Source organism: Haloferax marisrubri (assembly GCF_001469875.2).
Lineage (GTDB): Archaea > Halobacteriota > Halobacteria > Halobacteriales > Haloferacaceae > Haloferax > Haloferax marisrubri.
Genome location: NZ_LOPW02000017.1, coordinates 71,951 through 90,387, shown reverse-complemented (window position 1 = coordinate 90,387; position 18,437 = coordinate 71,951). Strand labels below are relative to the sequence as shown.

The 18,437-nt window shown below is 67.7% G+C and carries 24 protein-coding genes and 1 pseudogene; 11 read left to right on the top strand and 14 right to left on the bottom strand.

Features of this window, described 5'->3' with window-relative positions; all coding sequences use genetic code 11:
- Positions 1-34: 34 nt before the first annotated feature.
- Complete coding sequence (gene cysS / locus AUR65_RS12615; protein WP_058567204.1) at positions 35-1,519, top strand: cysteine--tRNA ligase; 1,485 nt, start codon at positions 35-37, stop codon at positions 1,517-1,519.
- Here the strand turns inward: cysS and AUR65_RS12610 are convergent, their stop codons facing one another.
- On the bottom strand, positions 1,520-2,005 hold the full coding sequence (locus AUR65_RS12610; RefSeq protein ID WP_058567203.1) for a hypothetical protein: 486 nt from the start codon (positions 2,003-2,005) through the stop codon (positions 1,520-1,522).
- 66 nt (positions 2,006-2,071) lie between these two features.
- The gene (locus tag AUR65_RS12605) at positions 2,072-2,356 is read right to left on the bottom strand and encodes a DUF357 domain-containing protein (protein ID WP_058567202.1); all 285 of its coding nucleotides are present in this window, start codon (positions 2,354-2,356) and stop codon (positions 2,072-2,074) included.
- 141 nt (positions 2,357-2,497) lie between these two features.
- Here AUR65_RS12605 and AUR65_RS12600 point away from each other — a divergent pair, with 141 nt between their 5' ends.
- Positions 2,498-3,547: an NAD(P)/FAD-dependent oxidoreductase gene (locus AUR65_RS12600; RefSeq protein WP_058567201.1), complete on the top strand. Its 1,050-nt coding sequence runs from the start codon at positions 2,498-2,500 to the stop codon at positions 3,545-3,547.
- Between the two features lie 62 nt (positions 3,548-3,609).
- Here the strand turns inward: AUR65_RS12600 and AUR65_RS12595 are convergent, their stop codons facing one another.
- From AUR65_RS12595 to AUR65_RS12585, 3 genes are all read right to left on the bottom strand, one after another.
- Positions 3,610-3,795: a hypothetical protein gene (locus AUR65_RS12595; protein ID WP_058567200.1), complete on the bottom strand. Its 186-nt coding sequence runs from the start codon at positions 3,793-3,795 to the stop codon at positions 3,610-3,612.
- 72 nt (positions 3,796-3,867) lie between these two features.
- Entirely contained in the window at positions 3,868-5,076 is a 1,209-nt protein-coding gene (locus tag AUR65_RS12590; RefSeq protein ID WP_058567199.1) for a TIGR04347 family pseudo-SAM/SPASM protein, read from the bottom strand.
- Entirely contained in the window at positions 5,073-5,390 is a 318-nt protein-coding gene (locus AUR65_RS12585; RefSeq protein WP_058567297.1) for an Htur_1727 family rSAM-partnered candidate RiPP, read from the bottom strand. The genes AUR65_RS12590 and AUR65_RS12585 overlap by 4 nt, the downstream gene beginning before the upstream one ends.
- Positions 5,391-5,490: 100 nt before the next feature.
- Between AUR65_RS12585 and AUR65_RS12580 the strand changes: the two genes are divergently transcribed.
- Complete coding sequence (locus tag AUR65_RS12580; RefSeq protein WP_058567198.1) at positions 5,491-6,003, top strand: halocyanin domain-containing protein; 513 nt, start codon at positions 5,491-5,493, stop codon at positions 6,001-6,003.
- A gap of 75 nt (positions 6,004-6,078) precedes the next feature.
- On the opposite strand, the gene AUR65_RS20455 is transcribed toward AUR65_RS12580, so the two are convergent.
- Positions 6,079-6,213, bottom strand: a complete 135-nt coding sequence (locus AUR65_RS20455; RefSeq protein ID WP_004977481.1) for a DUF7560 family zinc ribbon protein — start codon at positions 6,211-6,213, stop codon at positions 6,079-6,081.
- Between the two features lie 94 nt (positions 6,214-6,307).
- Positions 6,308-6,949 (bottom strand): helix-turn-helix domain-containing protein, encoded by a 642-nt coding sequence (locus AUR65_RS12575; protein WP_058567197.1) that lies wholly within the window; start codon positions 6,947-6,949, stop codon positions 6,308-6,310.
- Positions 6,950-7,132: 183 nt separating this feature from the next.
- Here AUR65_RS12575 and AUR65_RS12570 point away from each other — a divergent pair, with 183 nt between their 5' ends.
- Entirely contained in the window at positions 7,133-7,480 is a 348-nt protein-coding gene (locus tag AUR65_RS12570; protein WP_058567196.1) for a winged helix-turn-helix domain-containing protein, read from the top strand.
- A complete protein-coding gene (locus AUR65_RS12565; protein ID WP_058567195.1) occupies positions 7,480-7,680 on the top strand; it encodes a DUF7511 domain-containing protein in 201 nt (66 codons plus the stop codon). Before AUR65_RS12570 ends, AUR65_RS12565 begins: the two co-directional genes overlap by 1 nt.
- A gap of 8 nt (positions 7,681-7,688) precedes the next feature.
- On the opposite strand, the gene AUR65_RS12560 is transcribed toward AUR65_RS12565, so the two are convergent.
- From AUR65_RS12560 to btuC, 4 genes and pseudogenes are all read right to left on the bottom strand, one after another.
- A complete protein-coding gene (locus AUR65_RS12560; protein WP_058567194.1) occupies positions 7,689-8,387 on the bottom strand; it encodes an RNA ligase partner protein in 699 nt (232 codons plus the stop codon).
- Between the two features lie 74 nt (positions 8,388-8,461).
- Positions 8,462-9,631, bottom strand: coding sequence for a tubulin-like protein CetZ3 (gene cetZ3, locus AUR65_RS12555; RefSeq protein WP_058567193.1), 1,170 nt, complete (start codon positions 9,629-9,631; stop codon positions 8,462-8,464).
- 83 nt (positions 9,632-9,714) lie between these two features.
- A pseudogene (locus tag AUR65_RS12550) lies at positions 9,715-11,019 on the bottom strand (ATP-binding cassette domain-containing protein); the annotation flags it as partial.
- Between the two features lie 140 nt (positions 11,020-11,159).
- Positions 11,160-12,254, bottom strand: coding sequence for a vitamin B12 ABC transporter permease BtuC (gene btuC, locus AUR65_RS12545; RefSeq protein WP_058567191.1), 1,095 nt, complete (start codon positions 12,252-12,254; stop codon positions 11,160-11,162).
- A gap of 60 nt (positions 12,255-12,314) precedes the next feature.
- On the opposite strand from btuC, the gene AUR65_RS12540 reads away from it, so the two are divergent.
- The 4 genes from AUR65_RS12540 to AUR65_RS12525 all read left to right on the top strand — a co-directional run bounded on the left by AUR65_RS12540 (position 12,315) and on the right by AUR65_RS12525 (position 15,130).
- Positions 12,315-13,451, top strand: a complete 1,137-nt coding sequence (locus tag AUR65_RS12540; protein WP_058567190.1) for a PGF-CTERM-anchored ABC transporter substrate-binding protein — start codon at positions 12,315-12,317, stop codon at positions 13,449-13,451.
- A 96-nt stretch (positions 13,452-13,547) separates the two neighbouring features.
- Positions 13,548-13,826 carry a signal recognition particle subunit SRP19 gene (gene srp19 / locus AUR65_RS12535; protein WP_058567189.1) on the top strand — a complete coding sequence of 93 codons (279 nt, stop codon included), beginning with the start codon at positions 13,548-13,550 and terminating at the stop codon, positions 13,824-13,826.
- Positions 13,826-14,050 carry an H/ACA ribonucleoprotein complex subunit GAR1 gene (locus AUR65_RS12530; RefSeq protein ID WP_058567188.1) on the top strand — a complete coding sequence of 75 codons (225 nt, stop codon included), beginning with the start codon at positions 13,826-13,828 and terminating at the stop codon, positions 14,048-14,050. Before srp19 ends, AUR65_RS12530 begins: the two co-directional genes overlap by 1 nt.
- 48 nt (positions 14,051-14,098) lie before the next feature.
- Positions 14,099-15,130, top strand: coding sequence for a presenilin family intramembrane aspartyl protease PSH (locus AUR65_RS12525; protein ID WP_058567187.1), 1,032 nt, complete (start codon positions 14,099-14,101; stop codon positions 15,128-15,130).
- 120 nt (positions 15,131-15,250) lie between these two features.
- Here the strand turns inward: AUR65_RS12525 and AUR65_RS12520 are convergent, their stop codons facing one another.
- Entirely contained in the window at positions 15,251-15,760 is a 510-nt protein-coding gene (locus AUR65_RS12520; RefSeq protein ID WP_233194368.1) for a hypothetical protein, read from the bottom strand.
- Between the two features lie 304 nt (positions 15,761-16,064).
- Complete coding sequence (locus AUR65_RS12515) at positions 16,065-16,544, bottom strand: PUA domain-containing protein (protein WP_058567185.1); 480 nt, start codon at positions 16,542-16,544, stop codon at positions 16,065-16,067.
- 119 nt (positions 16,545-16,663) lie between these two features.
- Here AUR65_RS12515 and AUR65_RS19750 point away from each other — a divergent pair, with 119 nt between their 5' ends.
- On the top strand, positions 16,664-16,831 hold the full coding sequence (locus tag AUR65_RS19750; RefSeq protein ID WP_008092747.1) for a hypothetical protein: 168 nt from the start codon (positions 16,664-16,666) through the stop codon (positions 16,829-16,831).
- A gap of 88 nt (positions 16,832-16,919) precedes the next feature.
- Positions 16,920-17,837 carry a DUF7847 domain-containing protein gene (locus tag AUR65_RS12510; RefSeq protein WP_058567184.1) on the top strand — a complete coding sequence of 306 codons (918 nt, stop codon included), beginning with the start codon at positions 16,920-16,922 and terminating at the stop codon, positions 17,835-17,837.
- 10 nt (positions 17,838-17,847) lie between these two features.
- Here the strand turns inward: AUR65_RS12510 and AUR65_RS12505 are convergent, their stop codons facing one another.
- Complete coding sequence (locus tag AUR65_RS12505; RefSeq protein ID WP_058567183.1) at positions 17,848-18,345, bottom strand: LabA-like NYN domain-containing protein; 498 nt, start codon at positions 18,343-18,345, stop codon at positions 17,848-17,850.
- Positions 18,346-18,437 lie beyond the last annotated feature (92 nt).

The following is an 18,437-nucleotide window of genomic DNA, read 5'->3' as shown; positions in this document are numbered from 1 at the left end:
GGCTTGAAAGTGGTCGCGGGAGTAGCCGAGTGCGATGACCCTGTCCGTGACCAACACCCTGACGGGAGAGCGCGAGGAGTTCGAGTCGCACGGCGACGAAGTGTTGCTCTACGTCTGTGGACTGACGGTCTCGGACCACGCGCACCTCGGCCACGCCCGCCTGTGGATGCACGCCGATCTGATGCACCGCTGGCTCGACTACGAGGGCTACGACGTGCGCCACGTCGAGAACTTCACCGACGTGAACGAGAAGATAGCCGCCCGCATCGGCGAGAACGACCTCGGCGACGACGAGGCGAGCGTCGCCGAGCACTTCGTCGGCGACGTGATTCGCGACATGCGCGGACTCAACCTGAAGCGCGCCGAGGTCTACCCGCGCGTCTCCGAGCACGTCCCCGAGATTATCGACCTCATCCAGACGCTCGTCGACCGCGGCCACGCCTACGAGTCCAACGGCTCCGTCTACTTCGACGTGTCCACGTTCGACGACTACGGGAAGCTCTCGAACCAGAAACTCGAGGAACTGGAGTCGCGGGCGTCGTCGGACGAGCGCTCCGAGAAGCGCAACCCGACCGACTTCGCGCTCTGGAAGGCCGGCGCGGTCGACCCCAAGACGGCCGCCGAACACCGGAACCCCGACCTCGAACCGCTCCACGAACCGTGCGGCGAGACGTGGGAGTCGCCGTGGGGCGAGGGCCGACCCGGCTGGCACATCGAGTGCTCGGCGATGTCGATGACGCACCTCGGCGACACCCTCGACATCCACGTCGGCGGGCGCGACCTCGTGTTCCCGCACCACGAGAACGAAATCGCCCAGTCGGAGGCGGCGACCGGCCAGCAGTTCGCCCGCTACTGGCTCCACGTCGGCCTGCTCCAGACGGAGGGCGACAAGATGAGTTCGAGCCTCGGCAACTTCTTCACCGTCGGCGACGCCCTCGACGAGTTCGGCGCGGACGTGATTCGGACGTTCTACCTCTCGACGGCCTACGGCTCCGAACAGACGTACTCCGAGGAGACCATCGCCGAGGCCGAAGAGCGCTGGGAGCGCCTCGAACGCGCCTACGAGGCTGCCGTCGACGCCGCCGACAGCCCCGACGCCCGGACGAAAGTCGAGGCGACGGACCTCCGCGAGACGGTGCCCGCGACCCGCGAGAACTTCCGCGAGGCGATGAACGACGACTTCAACGTCCGCGAGGCGATGGCCGAACTGCTCGGCCTCGCCGGCGCGGTCAACCGCCACGTCGCCGACGCCGACCACTACGACTACCGCGCGCTCCGCCGGGCGATCGAGGCGTTCGAGGACCTCGGCGGCGAGGTGTTCGGCCTCTCCTTCGGCGACGCGGGCGAGGGCGGCGACGTGTCGGTCGCGGAGGACCTCGTCCAACTCGTCTTGGACGTGCGCGAGGCCGAGCGCGAGGCGGGCAACTACGAGCGCGCCGACGACCTGCGCGACGACCTGACGGCGCTCGGCGTCGACGTCGAAGACGGCCCCGACGGCGCGACGTTCCGGTTCGAGTAGTCAGTCGAACCGAAACAGCACGACTGCGACGTCGTCTCGCGCCGCATCTCGCGCCCCGTCGTCAGTCGCGGTGCGACCGCCGACGGTCTCGGAGATACCGAGTTCGCCAGCCAACAGGCCGTGCGCCGCGGCGTAGCGGTCGAGCAGGTCCGCGGCGAACTCGCCCGTGACGACCTCGCCGGTCGCCTCGCGCCGCTGGCCGCGGTACCACAGGCGGCACGCCATGGGCCGGCGGAAGTTCTTCCACCAGTTGCTCTCCGCCTTCGGCGTGACGGCGACGATGCCGCCGCCCGCGACGGCGTAGGCGACGGGGAACCAGTACCGTCGGCCGCTCTTGGGGCCGACGTAGGAGACGAGCACGAACCAGCGACTGGCGAGTCGATGGAGCGGCGAGCGGAGCACGCGACGCAGAAACGGGTTGGCGAACCGCTGTTCGAGCGTTCGCTGTGCGTCCGAAACGCGGTGAGGGGCGGCGGTCGGGGACATCTGTTCGCGTGTCGTACGCGCCCGTCGGAGAAAAGTCAGTCACACGGCGAACAGGAATGAGGCAGGTCACATCGTGAACAGGTGCGAGTCGTCGGGGATGTCGAACAACCCCATTCTGACGCCCGCGTCGAGCCAACCGTAGCCGTACGAGAACGACGCCAGCGCGTTCACCCAGTCGTCCGCCTCCTTGAAGTGCCGGCCGTCGTCGAGGTAGGACTCGGCCATCTCCAGACAGTCGGCGGCGGCGTCGCCGAGGTGCGTCTCGTCGGGGACGGCCTGCACCGCCTCGTCGAGCGCGTCGGCGAGCATCCCCTCGTAGCGGTTCGTCTTCTCCTGTAGGTCGGCAGCCATGCGGAGTGATGCGTCGGCGACGGATACCGGTCTTTCGCTCTGTGCGCCGTCGGCGCTGTGGCATGCGATATCGTGCCGGTGTTGTAGCGCTCCTCGCAATACAGCGAAACCTTAAGACACCGGTGTAGCGAACTATCGGACATGACAGAGGACGCCGATTCGTTCGTGGAACACAGGAAACTCATCATCGCCGGCTCGGGCATCTCCGGGCTCTCGTCTGCCATCTACGCGGCCCGCTCCAACAACGAGCCGCTGGTGCTTGAGGGCGACGAGCCGGGCGGACAGCTCACGCTCACGACCGAGGTCGACAACTACCCCGGCTTCCCCGAGGGCATCTCCGGGCCGGAGCTCATCAACAACATGAAAGAGCAGGCCGAGCGCTTCGGCACCGAGATTCGCCACGGCATCATCGAAGACGTGGACGCCTCCGAGCGCCCGTTCACGGTCACGCTCAAGAACGGCGACGTGTACACCGCGGACGCCATCATCGCGGCGTCGGGCGCGTCGGCCCGCACCCTCGGCATCCCCGGCGAGGAGAACCTGATGGGATACGGGCTTTCGACGTGTGCGACCTGCGACGGCGCGTTCTTCCGCGGCGAGAAAATCATGGTCATCGGCGGGGGCGACGCCGCCGTCGAGGAGGCCAACTTCCTCACCAAGTTCGCCTCGACGGTCTACCTCGTCCACCGCCGCGAGGAGTTCCGCGCCGAGGACTACTGGGTCGACCGCCTGATGGAGAAGGTCGACGAGGGCGAAATCGAGCTCATGCTCAACACGGAAGCGACGGAGCTTCACGGCTCGCCCGAGGAGGGCGTCGACCACGTGACGCTCGTCCGCAACCCCGAGGGTCACCCGAGCGACAAGCTCGACGACCCCGAGACCGAGGAGTTCGACTTCGACGTGGGCGCGGTGTTCTACGCCATCGGCCACACGCCGAACGCCGACTACCTCGACGGCACGGGCGTCCAGCGCGACGACGACGGCTACATCGTCGCCAAGGGCGGCTCCGGCGGCGGCCAGACCGCGACCGACGTGCCCGGCATCTTCGCGGCGGGCGACGTGGTCGACTACCACTACCAGCAGGCCGCGACGGCCGGCGGCATGGGCGTGAAGGCCGCTCTCGACGCCGACGACTACCTCGAAGAGCTCGAACGCGAGGAGAAGCAGGCGGCCGCGGGCGCGGCCGAATAGGCGGTATCGAGCGCTCGCGCTCGGCGTTCTGTTTTCTGACTCTGCCTTCCGTTCGGTGCTCCCTACGTCAGCGACCGCAACAGCCACGCGAGGATGAAGCTAATCGCCACGAAGACGAGGTAGACGCCCGGCGAGAACCGCACGTCTACGACGCCGGCCGCGTCCACGACCGCCACCGCGAAGAGGACGAGACCGACGCCGACGAGCCCGTTCCCGAGGATGTTCGGGACCCCTCGTTTGGTTTCCATACCCCGCGGTTGGACTCGGCGAAAAATAAGCGTACGGAGCGTTCCCAGCGGGTGAAAGGGTGCGTGGTCGGCTCAGTCGGCCGCGCCCGGGCTCGCGTCGGCACCCGCGCCGCGCTCGTCGGGCGTCAGGTAACACTGCGGGTCGGGCCCGAACAGTTCGCCCGTCGCCGCGAGCGACCGAAGCCGCGAGGAGCCGCGGCAGACGTCCTGATACTGGCAGGTCGCGCACTTGCCGGTCAGGTGTGCTTCCCGCTCGCGGAGTTTGGCGAGAAGCGGGTTCGACTCGTCGTCCCAGATGTCGCCGAACGGGCGGTCCCGGACGTTGCCGAGGCTGTAGCCCTGCCAGAACTGCGTGAGATGGACGTCGCCGCGGTAGTCCACGTCGGCGACGCGCTCGCCGGTCGGGTCGCCGCCGTTGACGCGGAGATACTGGTGAATCCGCTCGGCGTGGTCGCGTCCGAGTTCGTCTTCGGCGTACTCGACCACGTAGGCGGAGTCGGCGTAGTTGCCGACCAGAAGCGTCTCTATCTCCTCGCCCTCGGCGTGGTACTCGCGGGTCATGTCGAACAGCCGGCGGACGGCGCGGCGCTGGGCCTCGTCGTCGAGGTCGGCGTCGGCGATGTCGCCGCCGCGGCCGCCGTAGTCGAGGTGGTAGAAACAGAAGCGGTCGACGCCCACGTCGTACAGCAGGTCAACCACGTCCTCCATGTCGGCGGCGTTGTGCTCGGTGATGGTGTACCGGAGGCCGGTTTTGAGCCCCACGGACAGGCAGTTTTCGATGCCGCGGACGGCGGCGTCGAACGCGCCGTCTTTCCCGCGGAAGCGGTCGTTGCGCTCTTCTAACCCGTCGACCGAGACGCCGGCGTAGGAGAGTCCGGCGTCGCGGAGCGCGCGCGCCTTCTCCTCGGTGATGAGCGTCCCGTTGGTCGAAAGCACCGCCCGGATGCCGGCGTCGGTCGCGTAATCGACGAGTTCGACGAGGTCTTCGCGGACGAGCGGTTCGCCCCCCGAAAACAGGAGCACCGGCACGTCGTAGGCCGCGAGGTCGTCGATGAGCCCCTTCGCCTCGGCGGTCGAGAGTTCGCCCTGCGCGGGGTCGAGGTCGGCCCCGGCGTAGCAGTGTTCGCAGTAGAGGTTACAGCGCCGCGTCGTGTTCCAGACCACGACCGGGCGTTTCTGTTTCTCCTCGCGTATCTGGTCGATGTCGGCGTCGGGGTCGTCGTAGCGGAGGCCGTCACCCTCTGCGCCCTGTCCGCAGAGGAGTTTGCTGATGGAAATCACTCGGCCGACACCCCGTTTTCGGCACCGCGGGCGTCTCCCCCGGCGTCACGGTTCTCCGCCCCGCCGCTCGACCCCTCGCCCTTCGCCGCGAGGTCGTTCCCGCCGAGACGGAGGAACTCGTCGGCCGGCGCGAGCCAGAGGTCCGCGTCGCCGTCGCCGAACAGCGTTCGCGCCTGCTCGGTCGCGAGGTCCTCGGAGGGCGCGCTCACGCTCCCGACGTGGCGCATCGGCTCGGCCGACGCGTCGCGGTAGAACACTTCCCACTGGCGGCTGCCGTCGATTCGCGGTCGTCGCCTCGGGTCGTCGTCGTCCATGCCGTCGCCTTCGGGCGGGACGGCCACGCTCGTTTCGCCCGTTTTCAGCGCGTGGGAATCGAAGCTTTCGACTTGTTCGGCCACTCACTAGCGCCAGCTAATGACGCAACGGGTCTCCCGGCGGTCGTTTCTCCACGCAACGGCGGCTTCGACAGGTATCGCGCTTCTGGCGGGCTGTTCGAGTTCGTCCGGCGACGGCTCCGGCGGCGCGGGCGGGGACGGCGACGGCTCCGCCGACGGGGAAGGCACCTCTGAACACGAGATGCGGGACTTCGACGGCTGGTTCGACCGGACGGGGAACTACGACGGCGTCCACGACCTGACCGGACAGGACACCGTCACGGTCGCGGTCGGCGCGGCCGGCAACGGCGGCGGCTACGCGTTCGCCCCGGCCGCGGTGCAGGTCTCGCCGGGGACGACGGTCGTCTGGGAGTGGACCGGCAACGGCGGCACCCACAACGTCGTCAACCGCGAAGACGGCCTGTTCGAGTCGGAACTCACCGTCTCGGAGGGTCACACGTTCGAGTACACGTTCGAGGAGTCCGGCGAGTACAAGTACGTCTGCGTGCCGCACGAGACGCTCGGCATGGTCGGCGTCGTCGTCGTCGAGTAAGCGTCCGTCGTCGCGCTCGCGTCGTCGCGGGCGAGTGAACCCCTCAGTCCGCGGGCAGGCCGGCCGGCGTCGGCGTCACGCGGACCGGAGGGCGTCGTTCAGCGGCGCGGTACAGAGGACACAACCGGTCTCCCGGAGTGTCCGCATCATCGGCTCGTTGACCCGGTAGCGCTCGCCGCACTCGGGACAGGTCACGTCGAACTCGCGCATCGTTGCTCACCGGTTAGTGGTACGCCGCGGAGGCCCGAGGGGGCGCACCCTGCATTCGGGGGGGACTGATACCCCATCGACACGTCTCATCTCGTCACTCCTGGAGAATGGCACCCATGAGCTTCTTTTGCGCCATGGCGAGGTGCTCGGAGAACGTCGAGGTCGTGATGCCGAGTTCGGTGGCGACCTCGCCTTTGTTGGCGCGCCGCGGGTGGTCGAAGTAACCCATCTCGTGGGCCGTCTCCAACACCTCGCGCTGGCGGTCGGTGAGTTGGCCGCGTTCGACCAACACGAGGTCCCGCGACTCGTCGGACGACGACTGGAGCAGTCGGCGCACGTCCACGGAGCCCGACGACTCCCGGAGGGAGGCGACCACGTCGCGGAGCGTCTCCACGTCGGGCGCGTGGAAGGTCAGAAACAGCGCGCCGTCGCGCGTCTGCACGTCCACGACCGGGCAGTCGAACGCCTCGACGCGCTCGCAGGGACAGCCGATGCCCCCCTCGCGGTCGAACCGGTAGACGCTGCCGTCGCCGTACTCGAACAGCTGTTCCATCTCCTCGGGGACGTCGGTGTCGTCGTCGAAGACGAACTCCTCTATGACCGACCCGCGCTCGTTTGGAGCCATGCTCCGCGAGAGCGCGTAGCCCGAGGTGTCGCCCTCGGAGACGGTCGCGACGGGACAGCCATCCGGCCCCGTCACCTTCAACTCCGCTCTGATACCCGCTGCGCTCGTCATAAGAGTATGCAGTCGCTCCAGCCCCTGATATAAACACCCCCGATACACCGGGCCTTTATATTGTGGTTCGTTTCCCCCGCCCCTCGTCGCCACGCGGCCCGCGGCCGGTCGCCGAGGCTATAAAGCGCCCTGTATATTCTGGGTGCCCTTCGACGGGCGACGCGGGCGAATCTACGGGTGAGCATGCAGACCGGCCTCAGACGCAAGCCGACCGGACCGAAGCCCGCCGAACTAGAGGCGGAACAGGTGCTGGAAGCGCTCTCGGACCGCGCGTGCCGGCAGATTCTCACGACCCTGCAGGGCGCGACCGAGCCGATGACCGCACAGGACCTCTCCGAGGCGTGCGACGTGCCGCTGTCGACGACCTACCGGAAGGTCGAACAGCTCTCGGAGGCGGCGTTGCTCGACGAGACGCTCCAACTGCGGGCGAACGGGACGCACACCAACCAGTACCGGTCGAACGTCGAGTCGGTCACAGTCTCGCTGAGCGACGACCGGGGGCTGGAAGTCGCCCTCGGCGGGGACCGCTAATGGGGTCAGAACCAGCACATCCGCCGGATTCGGGGAGGGAACACCCCGTGCGCCCGCGGCTCGCGTCTCGGCTGACTACCCATCCCGACGGCCGCGAGGAGTGCACGATTTACCCGGTCGACGCGACGCCCGAAGAACAGCTGACTCGATGGATTTCGGCGTTCGAGGGGAGCTTCGTCGAACTCGACTCGATGGAGTAAGCGCGGCGTTACAGTCGGTCGGCGTCGACGCCGTCGTCGTTCCTGCTCCACGGGCGCGGACTGTCGAGCGCCATGAGGTACTCTTCTAAGAGGGTCGGAAACGCCCGCCCGCGGAGGTTTCGAAGGCCGAAGTCGGCGGCCCAACTGATGATGCCGGTGTCTTCGGTGACGACGCCGGCGTTGAGTTCGCGGGCGAGGATGAGGAGGTCGAAGTCCTCGCGGGAGTCGAGGACGCCCTGTCTGAGCGCGCCGCGGTAGTCCTCGCGGAGGTCGGAGATGACCTTGTCCACGTCGGAGAGCTTCGACCCCCCGTTGGACCGCTGTTTCGACTCCTCGGCCTTGCGGACGGCCTTCTCGGAGACGCGGAGGCCGCGGTTGACCCGGTCGGACATCTCGTCGATGAAGCGGTAGACGACCTCCGCGGGGATGTACACCTCGTAGCGGTCGGGGTGTTTCTTGATGACCCACGTGTCGAGTTTGCCGAGTACGTCCTCCGAGACGCCGCGCTCGCGCAGGATGTGTTCCAGTTCCGCGGCGATGGAAGGCGGCATGTAACACGAGATGTTCAGGTCCAGCCGCGCGGCGGCGATGGTGTCGAGGAGCCGTTCGATTCCCTCCTCGAACGTCTCGTCGTCGTCTCGAATCTCCTCGGAGAGAAACAGCGAGGTGTCGAGCACGAACCGTTGTTTCAGCGGGTACTCGGCCATCGTTCGTCAGTTGGTACCGCGGCACTATGACCCTTCCCCGTCGCCGGGGGCGAGAGAAACCGCGCCCGAGAGGCTCAGAACAGCGGGTCGATGTGGTCGTCGCCGGTCGAAATGAGGTCGTCGAGCGACGCCGCGCTCGACTCGCGCTTGGCGAGCATGTCGCGTTGGGTCTCGATGGCGACCGCCTGCAGTTCCTTCACCCGCGGCACGTCGTAGACGCCCGACAGGAGCACGACCGCGGCGACGAAGTTCGACCCGACGGGGTAGTCGCCGCCGCGAATCTCCATCGTCCCGGTCTCGTCTTCGAGCCACGTCCGCGCGCGCTCGATGCCGCGGCGCGAGAGCACGTCCGACGGGCCGGCGACGACGACGAGGCCGCGCTCAGCGCCGGCAATCTCGCAGGGCATCGTGAGCCGGCCGAGCGCGGCGCGGCGCACGAGGCTGGTGATTCGGTTCGTCGAGTCGCCGCCGTCCTCGGCGTCGGCCTTCCCGCCGGAGAGCCGGGAGAACAGGCCGCGCTTCGGGCGGTCGAGTTCGACGGCGGCGTAGCCGATAGTCGAGATGCCGCCGCTCCCGAGCGTGTTGATTATCTCGGAGGCGTCCACGACGGACTCCGCAACCGCGCCGGAGCCGTCGCCCTCGCCGGCGCTGAACAGCACGCCGAGACGGCGGGCGAGTTCGGCGTTGAGACTGCCGTAACCGGCTTCGAGCGACTCGCCGGTCTTCCGCCAGGCGTCGTTGTCGAAGACGATGAGGTTGTCCACCTCGCGGACGAACGTCTGGAGCGACCGCGCGGCGTTCAGCGTGTAGATGCCGCCCTCGTCCCGCGCGGGGAGGATGCCGAGCCCGTAGACGGGTTCGGTGTAGATGTGCTTCAGTTCGCGCGCGACGACGGGCGCGCCGCCCGACCCAGTGCCGCCGCCGAGGCCGGCGACGACGAGAAAGGCGTCTATCTCGTGGACCGGGAGGTCGTCGACCATCGAAAGCACGTCGCCCACGTCCTCCGCGGTCACCTCCGCGCCGAGTTCGTTGTCCGCGCCGACGCCGTGGCCCTTGACGCGCGTCAGGCCGACGAGCACCTGCCGCGACTCGGGGACGTTTCGGAGCCCTCGGAGGTCCGCGCGAGCCGTGTTGACGGCGATGGCGTCCACGACGAACCCCGTCTTCGCCTGTCGCTCGTAGTCGACGAGGGCGTCGACGACCTTGCCGCCTGCCTGTCCGATACCGATGAGTGCGAGTTTCATGTCCGTGTTCCTCTCAGAAATCGAACCACTAGACGCGCGCTCACGCCTTGAATATGCTGTGCGTAGCGCTGTGCAACGACAGCTTAACCGGAGAACAAGTCGGCCGCTCGGCCGTCGCCGACGGCGTCGTCGTCGGTCGATTCGGCGTCGGTTTCGGGGGCGTCGTCGGCGCTCGAACCGCCCTCGCCGGAATCGGAGTCGGAGTCGGGGCCTGAGCCGGAGCCGGAGTCGGCCGTACTGTCATCGCGCTCGCGGAACGAGTCACAGGCGAGTTCGCCGACGACCGAGAGCAGGTCGTCCGGTTCGACCACCTGCCCGTGCTCCCGCAGGCGCTCGTAGACCGCGAAACCGTCGTCCCCGGCGTAGTTCCGCTCGGTGAACGGGCGCTCCTCGACGAGGACGAGGCGGTCGGCCTCGGCCGCGGCTTCGAGGTTGGCGAGGTTGCCGTCTCCGACTTCCACGTCGGCGACGACGGTCACGTCGGCGGCTTCGACCCGCGATTCGACCGCGGCCCGCGCGGCGTCGTCGACCGGCGAGTACGGCGGCACGGTCACGAGGTCCGCGCCGACCCGGCGGGCCGCCTCGGCGTCGGTGTCGCCCTCGTTGAGCGCGCCGGCGGACAGCGCGTAGCCGGCGGCCGACAGCAGGTGAAGCGCCCGCGCGCCGGTGCCGCCCCCGCCGACGACGTGGACGCGGCCGTTGGCGTCGTCCGAAGACGGCGGGAGGGCGGTCACGTACACCGAACCGGTGACGGGGTGCCGCGAGACGACCGCCTCGGCGTCGAACGCCTCCCGCAGGTTCCCCTCGGTGAGCACCGTCGCGGGGTCGCCCGCCGAGAGGATGCGCCCGCCCGACAGGAGCACGAGCGCGTCGCAGTAGTGGGCCGCGAGGTTGAGGTCGTGGATGGCCGCGACCGCGGTCGTCCCGTCCGCGACGAGGTCGGAGACGAGTTCGAGCGTGCGGACCTGGTGGTTGATGTCGAGGCTGGCGGTCGGTTCGTCGAGGAGCAGGACGGGCGTCTCCTGTGCCAGCGCGCGGGCGATGAGGACGCGCTGGCGCTCGCCGCCGCTGACCGCCGTGACGGGCCGGTCGGCGAGCGACTCGACGGCGGTCCGGCGCATGGCGGATTCGACGGCCGCGTCGTCGCGCTCGCGCCAGCCCTCGAAGCGCCCGCGGTGCGGGGTCCGGCCCATCTTGACGACCTCGCGGACGGGGAAGTCGAAGGTGACGCTCGTGGTCTGGGGGACCGTCGCCACGAGCCTGCTCGCCGCCTTCGACGACAGGGCGTGCACGTCCTCGCCGGCGACGCGGACCGCGCCCTCGTCGGGCGCGAGCGCGCCGTTGAGCGTCCGGAGGAGCGTCGTCTTCCCCGCGCCGTTGGGGCCGATGAGTCCGACGAAGGAGCCCTCGCCCACGTCGATTGAGACGGAGTCGAGAATCCGGGTGTCCCCGAGCGAGAGCGAGACGCCGTCGAGGCGAATCGCCGGGTCGGCGTCGCTGAAGGGGCCGGAACCGGAGTCGGAGTCGCTCACGGCGAACGCACCTCCCGCGTGCGGAGCAGGTAGAGGAAGAAGGGCGCGCCCACGGCGGCGGTGACGACGCCGACCGGTATCTCCGCGCCGCCGGAGCGGGCGACGGTGTCGGTGGCGACGAGGAACGACGCGCCCGCCAGCGCCGACGTCGGGAGCAACACCCGGTGGTCGGGGCCGACGAGGAGCCGAAGCATGTGGGGGACGACGAGGCCGACGAAGCCGATGACGCCGGAGACCGAGACGGCCGCGGCGGTGACGACGCTCGCGGTGGCGAGGAGTAGCTGTTTCGTCCGCTCGACCTCGATGCCGAGGGCGTGGGCGTCCTCCTCGCCGAGCAGCAGGACGTTCAGGTCGCGGGCGTGGACCACGAGGAGGAGAAAGGGAAGCGGCAGGACGAGGGTGAGCATGCCGACCTCGCTCCACGTCGCGCCCGCGAGGTGGCCCATGAGCCAGAAGACGACCTGTCGGAGGCTCTCGCCGCTCTGGAGGAGGAGAAACGAGATGACTGCGCCGAGGAACGTCTGGACGGCGACGCCCGCGAGAAGCAGGGTCGCCACGGGCGTCCGGCCGTCCTCGCTGGCGAGGAGGTAGACGACGAAGGCGGTGACGACGGCGCTGACGAAGGCCGCGCCCTCGAGACCGAACGGAATCGAAAGCGACAGCACGATGGTCGCCACCGCGCCGACGGCGGCCCCCGAGGAGACGCCGACGATGGAGGGGTCGGCCATCGGGTTGCGGAAGAAGCCCTGCATCACGGTTCCCGCGGTGGCGAGCGCGAAGCCGACGAGCGCCGCGAGGAGGATGCGCGGCAGGCGGACCGAGAGGACGATGATGCGGGCGGGCCTCGGCACGGAGAACGCGAACGGGGAGACGAACTCCAGCGTCGGCGTCGGGACCGCCCCGAGGACGGGGAGGACCGTCGCGCCGCCGAAAGAGACGCCGACGGGGACGGGAACCGCGTCGGCGAGGATGGCGGCGACGGTCCGGGGCGGGATGGTCACGGCCCCGATGCCGGCGCTCACGACGACGACGAGAAGCAAGAGCCCGGAGAGGCCGAGCGACCACGTGGTCGCCCGCGTTCGAACGCTCATTGAACACAACCGCGCTTTCAGTAGGTAAATATTTATTGAACAGTCGCTGAGGCCACTACCGTGAACCGACAACTCGTCGTCGCCCTACTCGCGTTCGCGACCGTGCTCGCCGGGGTTCCGGCACCGGCCGCGGCCGCGGTAGACCAGACCGCACAGCAGCAGACCACACAGTGTACGTTCCCGATGACCGTCACCGACGCCACCGGGACCGAGGTCACCATCACCGACGACCCCGAGCGGGTCGTCACGACCAACCCGAGCGCCGCCCAGACCATGTGGGAACTCGGCGCGCGCGACGAGGTCGTCGGCGTCTCGCAGTACGCCATGTACCTCGACGGCGCGTCGGAGAAGGGGAACGTCTCCGGCTCCGGCGGCCTCAACGTCGAGGCCGTCATCGGTCTCGAACCCGACCTCGTGCTCGTCCCGAACTCCTCGTACAACGCCGAGCCCGACCGCATCGGTCAACTTCGCTCGGCGGACATCTCGGTCGTCGTCTTCGAGTCCGGCGAGTCCCTCGGCGCCGTCGCCAACAAGACCGAGCGCATCGGTCGCATGACCGGCAACTGCGAGGCCGGCGTCGAGCGTGCGGGCGAGATGCGCGATTCGATGGCTCACATGGAGCAGGCGCTCGACGGCGTTGAGCGCCCGGTCGGCCTCAACTCCTTTTTCGGCTACACCTCCGGCTCCGAGACGTTCATCTCCGACCTCATGACGACGGCCGGCCTGCGTAACGGCGCGGCCGAGGCGAACCTCACCGGCTTCGCCCCGATTAACGAGGAACTCGTCGTCGAGATGAACCCCGAGTACATCGTCGTCCCCGACCACGCGCCGGTACCGAGCAGTCCGGCGTACAACAGCACGACGGCGATACAGGAGGACAACGTCATCGTCATCGAGGCGCACAAGCTCCAACAGCCCGCCCCGCGGGCCATCGAGGCGAGCGAGGAGATTCTCGAAGTCGTTCACCCCGACGCCTACGAGCGCTACCAGCAACTCGAAAACGAGTCGGCGACGGAGTCCACCGAGGACGCAACTGAGACGACCACAGCCACGGACGCGACTGAAACCGACGCCGCAGGATCGACCGCGACGACTGAGTCGTCTGAGTCCACGACAGAAAGCGACGCACCCGGATTCGGCGTCGTCGCCGGCCTCGCCGCCATCGGCGCGGTCGTCCTGCTCGCGCGTCGCCGATAACCGCGCAGCGACCCACGCCGTCTCCGTTTTTCTACCGCACGCTCTCGGCTCCGTGAGACCACAACCGTATTACCGTCGGGTGGCAGACACACGGGTATGGTCGAGAACGTCATCTACCCCGCCTACCTCGACGCCTCTCTCTCGCGCAGCGAGGGTCGGCGGGTCGCCGAGTCCGCGGCGGTCGAAGAACCGACCGTCGACGAGATTGCGAAGGCCGTCCAGCAGGTCGGCTACGACGCCGTCATCGAACGGGACAAGCGGTACTCCCGCGAGTTCGAAACCCGCGGGCGCGTCCTCGTGAACAACGCCGACGACGCCACGAAAAACGACATCGTGCAGGCGGTCGCCGCCTACGTCGGAATCCTCCGCGACTAATGCGGCGAATCGGCACGGTCTCCCGGACGGCGCAGGGCCTCGCTATCGTCCGCCTCGACGACGACGACATGCCGGACATCGGCACGATGGTCCTCGACGAATCGCTGTCGACGGTGGGTCGCATCGTGGACGTGTTCGGTCCGGTCGACCGCCCCTACGTCGCCGTCACGGCGGACGACGGCTCGCCCGCCCGCCTCGTCGGGAGCAAGCTCTACGCTCGCTGACGACTCCAGAGCGCAACCCCCATACCCCTCGGGTGGGAACGCCCCTGCATGTCACGCCGCGCCTATCGGGGGGTCGCCCTCGCCGCCCTCATCTTCCTCGTCGTGCAGGTGGGTGCGCTCGCCCTCGTGCCGACGTTCTTCGAACAGGGGTACCAGACGGTCGAAGACCCCACCGACCCGACGAACAGCCTCCTCTACATCGGCGCGATTCTCGCCATGACCGCGTTCATGCTCGCGGCGTTCAAGTACGACCTCGACCAGGTCATCCGCCTCGTCATCGTCTTCACGAGCGGCCTGCTCGCGTGGTACGTCTTCGCCGTTCTCGTCCCCAACGGCCTCGTCGCCATCGCTCTCTCGGCGGGCGTCTCGCTCGCCTTGCTCGTCTACCCCGAGTGGTACGTCATCGACGCCGCTGGGGCGCTCATGGGCGCGGGAGCAGCCGCCCTGTTCGGCATTAGCTTCGGCCTGCTGCCGGCCATCGTGCTCCTTTCCGTCCTCGCCATCTACGACGCCATCAGCGTCTACAAGACGAAACACATGCTCGACCTCGCGGAGGGCGTGATGGACCTCCGCATCCCGGTCGTGCTCGTCATCCCGACGACGCTGTCGTACTCGCTTCTCGACGACGACTTCGCCCGCGACGCCAACGAGGTCGGCGACGGCGAGAACGCGACAGACGGCGGCGAGCCGGCGGAGACGGTCGATACCGATACGGAAACTGAAACGGCCGACGCCAATGACGCCGCCGATGCCGACGACTCCGACCCCGCCGACCGCGACGCCTTCTTCATCGGTCTCGGCGACGCGGTCATGCCGACCGTGATGGTCGCCTCGGGCGCGTTCTTCTCCGAAGCGCCGTCGCTCGGCTTCGGTGCGCTCCCGGCGCTCAACCTCCCGGCGCTTCTCGCCATGGTCGGGACGTTCGCCGGGTTCAGCGGGCTGATGTGGGCCGTGATGAAGGGCCGGGCGCACGCCGGCCTGCCGCTTCTCAACGGCGGCGCAATCGGCGGCTACCTCGTCGGCTCGGTCGTCGCGGGCGTCCCGCTCGTCTCCGCGCTCGGCCTCGCGCCGTACCTCTGAAACGCGGGTCCGTCGAAGTTCTCTGGCGGTGATTGTTTGTTGCGGCTGTGCTGAATAGAGCGCGAATCGGTCATGGGAACTTGCCGGGCTTCGGCCGTCCGAATCGGTAGATAGAGAGCGCTATTCTTCAATCGTGAGTGTATAGCTCCACTCAAACTCTTCCCATGTCGTGTCTGCTCTAACTTTCGGCACAAATGATTCGGTAAAGTGGTGTTCCCCTGCGGGAAGACAGCCCATATCTTCGGGCCGATTGCTCACCCACTTGTCCATCGTGGTCTCCAATATTTCCTGCTCCGGGTAATGCAGTACAGTATAATCGGTCTGAATGCACTCCCCCGCATCGAGTGACTTCCATCTAAGCACGTCAGGAAGAACGAAGTGGACAAGATTTGTCTGCCAGCAACCCTCGATCGGGCGGTCCGGAATAATCTGTTCGTCTGTTCCGAAGGCGAGTTTCTGTACCTGACGGTCACTCGGAATGAGAACAAGCCATCCTTGGCCTTCACTCCAAATACTGGAGTACGGCTGGATTGAGCCGAAGCCAACTGTTTGCTCTTCAGAGGAAAGATTCTCAAATGAACCCCGAATCTGAGCAGGTGCATCGGATGAGAAATCGCGTAGCTTCTCCATAGTGAGCTGGAAGGGTTTCTTGCTGGGTTGAGGGCCTTCAGTAACCGTGATACGGGGGTAGCGCCCAGAAGCCATAGAAAATCACGACGCCCCAATCAAGTAACATTATTGAACCGATTTGGGCGAAATCAGTACGCTAAGACGGTAGTTGATACGGACCCCAACTGAATGAGAGGTTTAGAATGTGGTCTGTGGGTAGAGCCTCTTTGTCGTGCTGAACTCACCCTCTACGTCTCACACCCCATCTCTCCCACCTCTCTAGAATCCCAACAGCGACGTACCGCCCGAGTTCCCCGACTTCACCTCACACTTCGTCTGCGCCTTCGCGGACGCGAACCGCCATCCCCGCGTCGAAATCGAGCATCGCGTCCGCGGAGAGTTCCGCGCGACCGACCCCCAGCAGGTCGCCGTCGGGGCCGACGACGCACACCTCGTCGCCCGAGCGAACCGCCGGGTCGGCGTCGGTGACGAACTTCGCGAACGCGTTCTTGCCGTCGCGGACGAACGGAACCGACTCGTCGCCGACGCGGACGACGTAGGCGTCCCCGTCGAGAGTGTCGTAGAGGCGTCGGCCGCCGGCGAAGCCGAGAGTGAATCGGCCGTCGGTGCCGTAGGAGGTGACGCGGTCGCCCTCGACGTACACCTGTCGCGGGCGGCCGCTCCGCGAGCGGGAGAGTTCGATGTCCGCGTCGGCTGGGAACAGCGCGTCGCCCGCGCCGGCCCCGAACTGGTAGTCGGCGACGACCCGGAGGTCGTCCAAATCGGTCGCGTGGCCTTCGGTCATACCCCGCCGTTCGACCCGCCGGCTAAAGTGGGTCGCGGTCCCGTTCGAGCGCGTGCGCCGAGCTACCACGCACGTTCGAGACGGAAAGCCCTAAGTACGGGACAGACCGCCCTCGGAGTATGTCTGTGGACGTTCGACTCGCCGCCGTGGGAACCGTGCTGCTGCTCGCGAGCAGTATGCTTCTCACGCAGACGGCGCTCGACTGGCGGCTCCCGACGGTGCTCGCCGCCATCGCGGCGCTCGGCGCGGTCGCCACCGTCGCCCGACTGGCGACGCCGACGGCCTGACTTCCGCTCGCGGACCCGGATACGGACCCGACCACGCCGGCGTCTCGACCCTCCCGTTTTACGTATTATCGCATCGACAGGTCGAGGTATGGCCGCGATTAGCTCCCTCCAGACCGCCCTCCGTGGCATCCGGTCGAATCCGGTGTTGTTCCTCGGCGGGCTCGCGCTGGGCCTCATAGCGCTCCCGCAACTCGCCACGCAGTTGGCGCAGATACCGTTCGTCCCGACTATCCTCACGGCGGTGATGTTCTTCGTCACGCCCTTCGTCGCCGCCGGCCTCTACGGGATGGCCGACGAGGCGGTCGACCGCGATGGCGGAGGCTCGACCTCGCTGTCGACGCTCACGGCCGTCGGCCGCGAGAAGTACGTCCCGATGCTCCTGGCGAACATCGTCCAACTCGGCATCGTCCTCGCCTTCGGTATCGTGTTCCTCATCGTCGCGGTCGTCATGGCCATCTCGCTCGGTCTCGGCGGCCTCGCAGCCGGCGGCGACGTCTCCAACCTCGCCCTCGGCGGCGGCTTCCTCGTCGGCATCGCCGTCCTCGCCCTGCTCGGACTGGTGTACGTCGTCGTCATGTTCCTCGTCCAGTTCTACCCGGTCGCGGTCGTCGTCGGCGACAAGGGCGCAATCGAGTCGTTCGGCGAGAGCTACCGACTCGTCCGCAACAACGTCGTCCCCTCGCTCGGTTACTCGGTCATCCGGTTCGTGGTCGGCCTCGTCGTCAGCATCCCCGTCACGGGGTTCATCGTCTTTCGGACGTTCCAGAACGTCCAGCAGATACAGGGCGCGGCGAACCCGGCGGCGGCACAGGCCGGTCTCGGCTTCTCGCCGACTGAAATCGCCGCTATCGCCGCCATCTCCATGGCGACGCAGATGATTCTCGCGACGTTCCAGTACGTCTACGCGGTCGCCTTCTTCGAGGCCCACGACTCGGGCGGAGCGGGTCCGGCCGGGACGGCCGGCCCCGACATCGACGGCGACTCGGTGATTCCGCAGTTCGAATAGCCGGCGGAGATTACAGCAGGAACGTCTCTTTTCGCTCGGAGAGGTCGATGAACGTGTCCGCCGCCTCGACGAGTTCCTCGGCGGTGGACTCCTTGAACGCCATCACCTCGACGCGGACGCCCTCGTGGCGGAGGTGGGTACAGAGCCGCTCGAAGTCGCCGTCGCCCGAACAGAGGACGACCGTGTCGACGTGGTCGGCGAGGCTGACCGCGTCGAGCGCGATACCGAGGTCCCAGTCGGCCTTCTTCGACCCGTCGCCGAACGTCTTGATGTCCTTGATTTTCGTCTCGAAACCGATGTCGACGAGTGCATCGAAAAAGCTCACCTCGTCGGGCGAATCCGCCCGGATGACGTAGGCGATGGCGCGGGTGAGCGCGCGCCCTGCCGTCCCTTTCTGGAGGAGCGACGAGTAGTCGATGTTCCGCGAGTACAGGCTCTGTGCCGTATGGTAGAGGTTCTGCGCGTCGGCGAGGATGGCGACGCGTTGGTCGGGGTGAATCTCGGTCATTCGTACGACGCTTGGGCGGCGCGGGCTAATAACCGTCCGGGGAGACGGGGGGTGCGGCGGACGGGCGTCCACCGTCGCGGCCGGGAACCGGA

What these genes read in the sequence shown, in the direction of transcription:
- cysS (WP_058567204.1), top strand. Translation starts at nt 35, where the DNA reads ATGACCCTGTCCGTGACCAACACCCTGACGGGAGAGCGCGAGGAGTTC.
- AUR65_RS12610 (WP_058567203.1), bottom strand. Translation starts at nt 2,005, where the DNA reads ATGTCCCCGACCGCCGCCCCTCACCGCGTTTCGGACGCACAGCGAACG.
- AUR65_RS12605 (WP_058567202.1), bottom strand. Translation starts at nt 2,356, where the DNA reads ATGGCTGCCGACCTACAGGAGAAGACGAACCGCTACGAGGGGATGCTC.
- AUR65_RS12600 (WP_058567201.1), top strand. Translation starts at nt 2,498, where the DNA reads ATGACAGAGGACGCCGATTCGTTCGTGGAACACAGGAAACTCATCATC.
- AUR65_RS12595 (WP_058567200.1), bottom strand. Translation starts at nt 3,795, where the DNA reads ATGGAAACCAAACGAGGGGTCCCGAACATCCTCGGGAACGGGCTCGTC.
- AUR65_RS12585 (WP_058567297.1), bottom strand. Translation starts at nt 5,390, where the DNA reads ATGGACGACGACGACCCGAGGCGACGACCGCGAATCGACGGCAGCCGC.
- AUR65_RS12580 (WP_058567198.1), top strand. Translation starts at nt 5,491, where the DNA reads ATGACGCAACGGGTCTCCCGGCGGTCGTTTCTCCACGCAACGGCGGCT.
- AUR65_RS20455 (WP_004977481.1), bottom strand. Translation starts at nt 6,213, where the DNA reads ATGCGCGAGTTCGACGTGACCTGTCCCGAGTGCGGCGAGCGCTACCGG.
- AUR65_RS12575 (WP_058567197.1), bottom strand. Translation starts at nt 6,949, where the DNA reads ATGACGAGCGCAGCGGGTATCAGAGCGGAGTTGAAGGTGACGGGGCCG.
- AUR65_RS12570 (WP_058567196.1), top strand. Translation starts at nt 7,133, where the DNA reads ATGCAGACCGGCCTCAGACGCAAGCCGACCGGACCGAAGCCCGCCGAA.
- AUR65_RS12565 (WP_058567195.1), top strand. Translation starts at nt 7,480, where the DNA reads ATGGGGTCAGAACCAGCACATCCGCCGGATTCGGGGAGGGAACACCCC.
- AUR65_RS12560 (WP_058567194.1), bottom strand. Translation starts at nt 8,387, where the DNA reads ATGGCCGAGTACCCGCTGAAACAACGGTTCGTGCTCGACACCTCGCTG.
- cetZ3 (WP_058567193.1), bottom strand. Translation starts at nt 9,631, where the DNA reads ATGAAACTCGCACTCATCGGTATCGGACAGGCAGGCGGCAAGGTCGTC.
- btuC (WP_058567191.1), bottom strand. Translation starts at nt 12,254, where the DNA reads ATGAGCGTTCGAACGCGGGCGACCACGTGGTCGCTCGGCCTCTCCGGG.
- srp19 (WP_058567189.1), top strand. Translation starts at nt 13,548, where the DNA reads ATGGTCGAGAACGTCATCTACCCCGCCTACCTCGACGCCTCTCTCTCG.
- AUR65_RS12530 (WP_058567188.1), top strand. Translation starts at nt 13,826, where the DNA reads ATGCGGCGAATCGGCACGGTCTCCCGGACGGCGCAGGGCCTCGCTATC.
- AUR65_RS12525 (WP_058567187.1), top strand. Translation starts at nt 14,099, where the DNA reads ATGTCACGCCGCGCCTATCGGGGGGTCGCCCTCGCCGCCCTCATCTTC.
- AUR65_RS12520 (WP_233194368.1), bottom strand. Translation starts at nt 15,760, where the DNA reads ATGGAGAAGCTACGCGATTTCTCATCCGATGCACCTGCTCAGATTCGG.
- AUR65_RS12515 (WP_058567185.1), bottom strand. Translation starts at nt 16,544, where the DNA reads ATGACCGAAGGCCACGCGACCGATTTGGACGACCTCCGGGTCGTCGCC.
- AUR65_RS19750 (WP_008092747.1), top strand. Translation starts at nt 16,664, where the DNA reads ATGTCTGTGGACGTTCGACTCGCCGCCGTGGGAACCGTGCTGCTGCTC.
- AUR65_RS12510 (WP_058567184.1), top strand. Translation starts at nt 16,920, where the DNA reads ATGGCCGCGATTAGCTCCCTCCAGACCGCCCTCCGTGGCATCCGGTCG.
- AUR65_RS12505 (WP_058567183.1), bottom strand. Translation starts at nt 18,345, where the DNA reads ATGACCGAGATTCACCCCGACCAACGCGTCGCCATCCTCGCCGACGCG.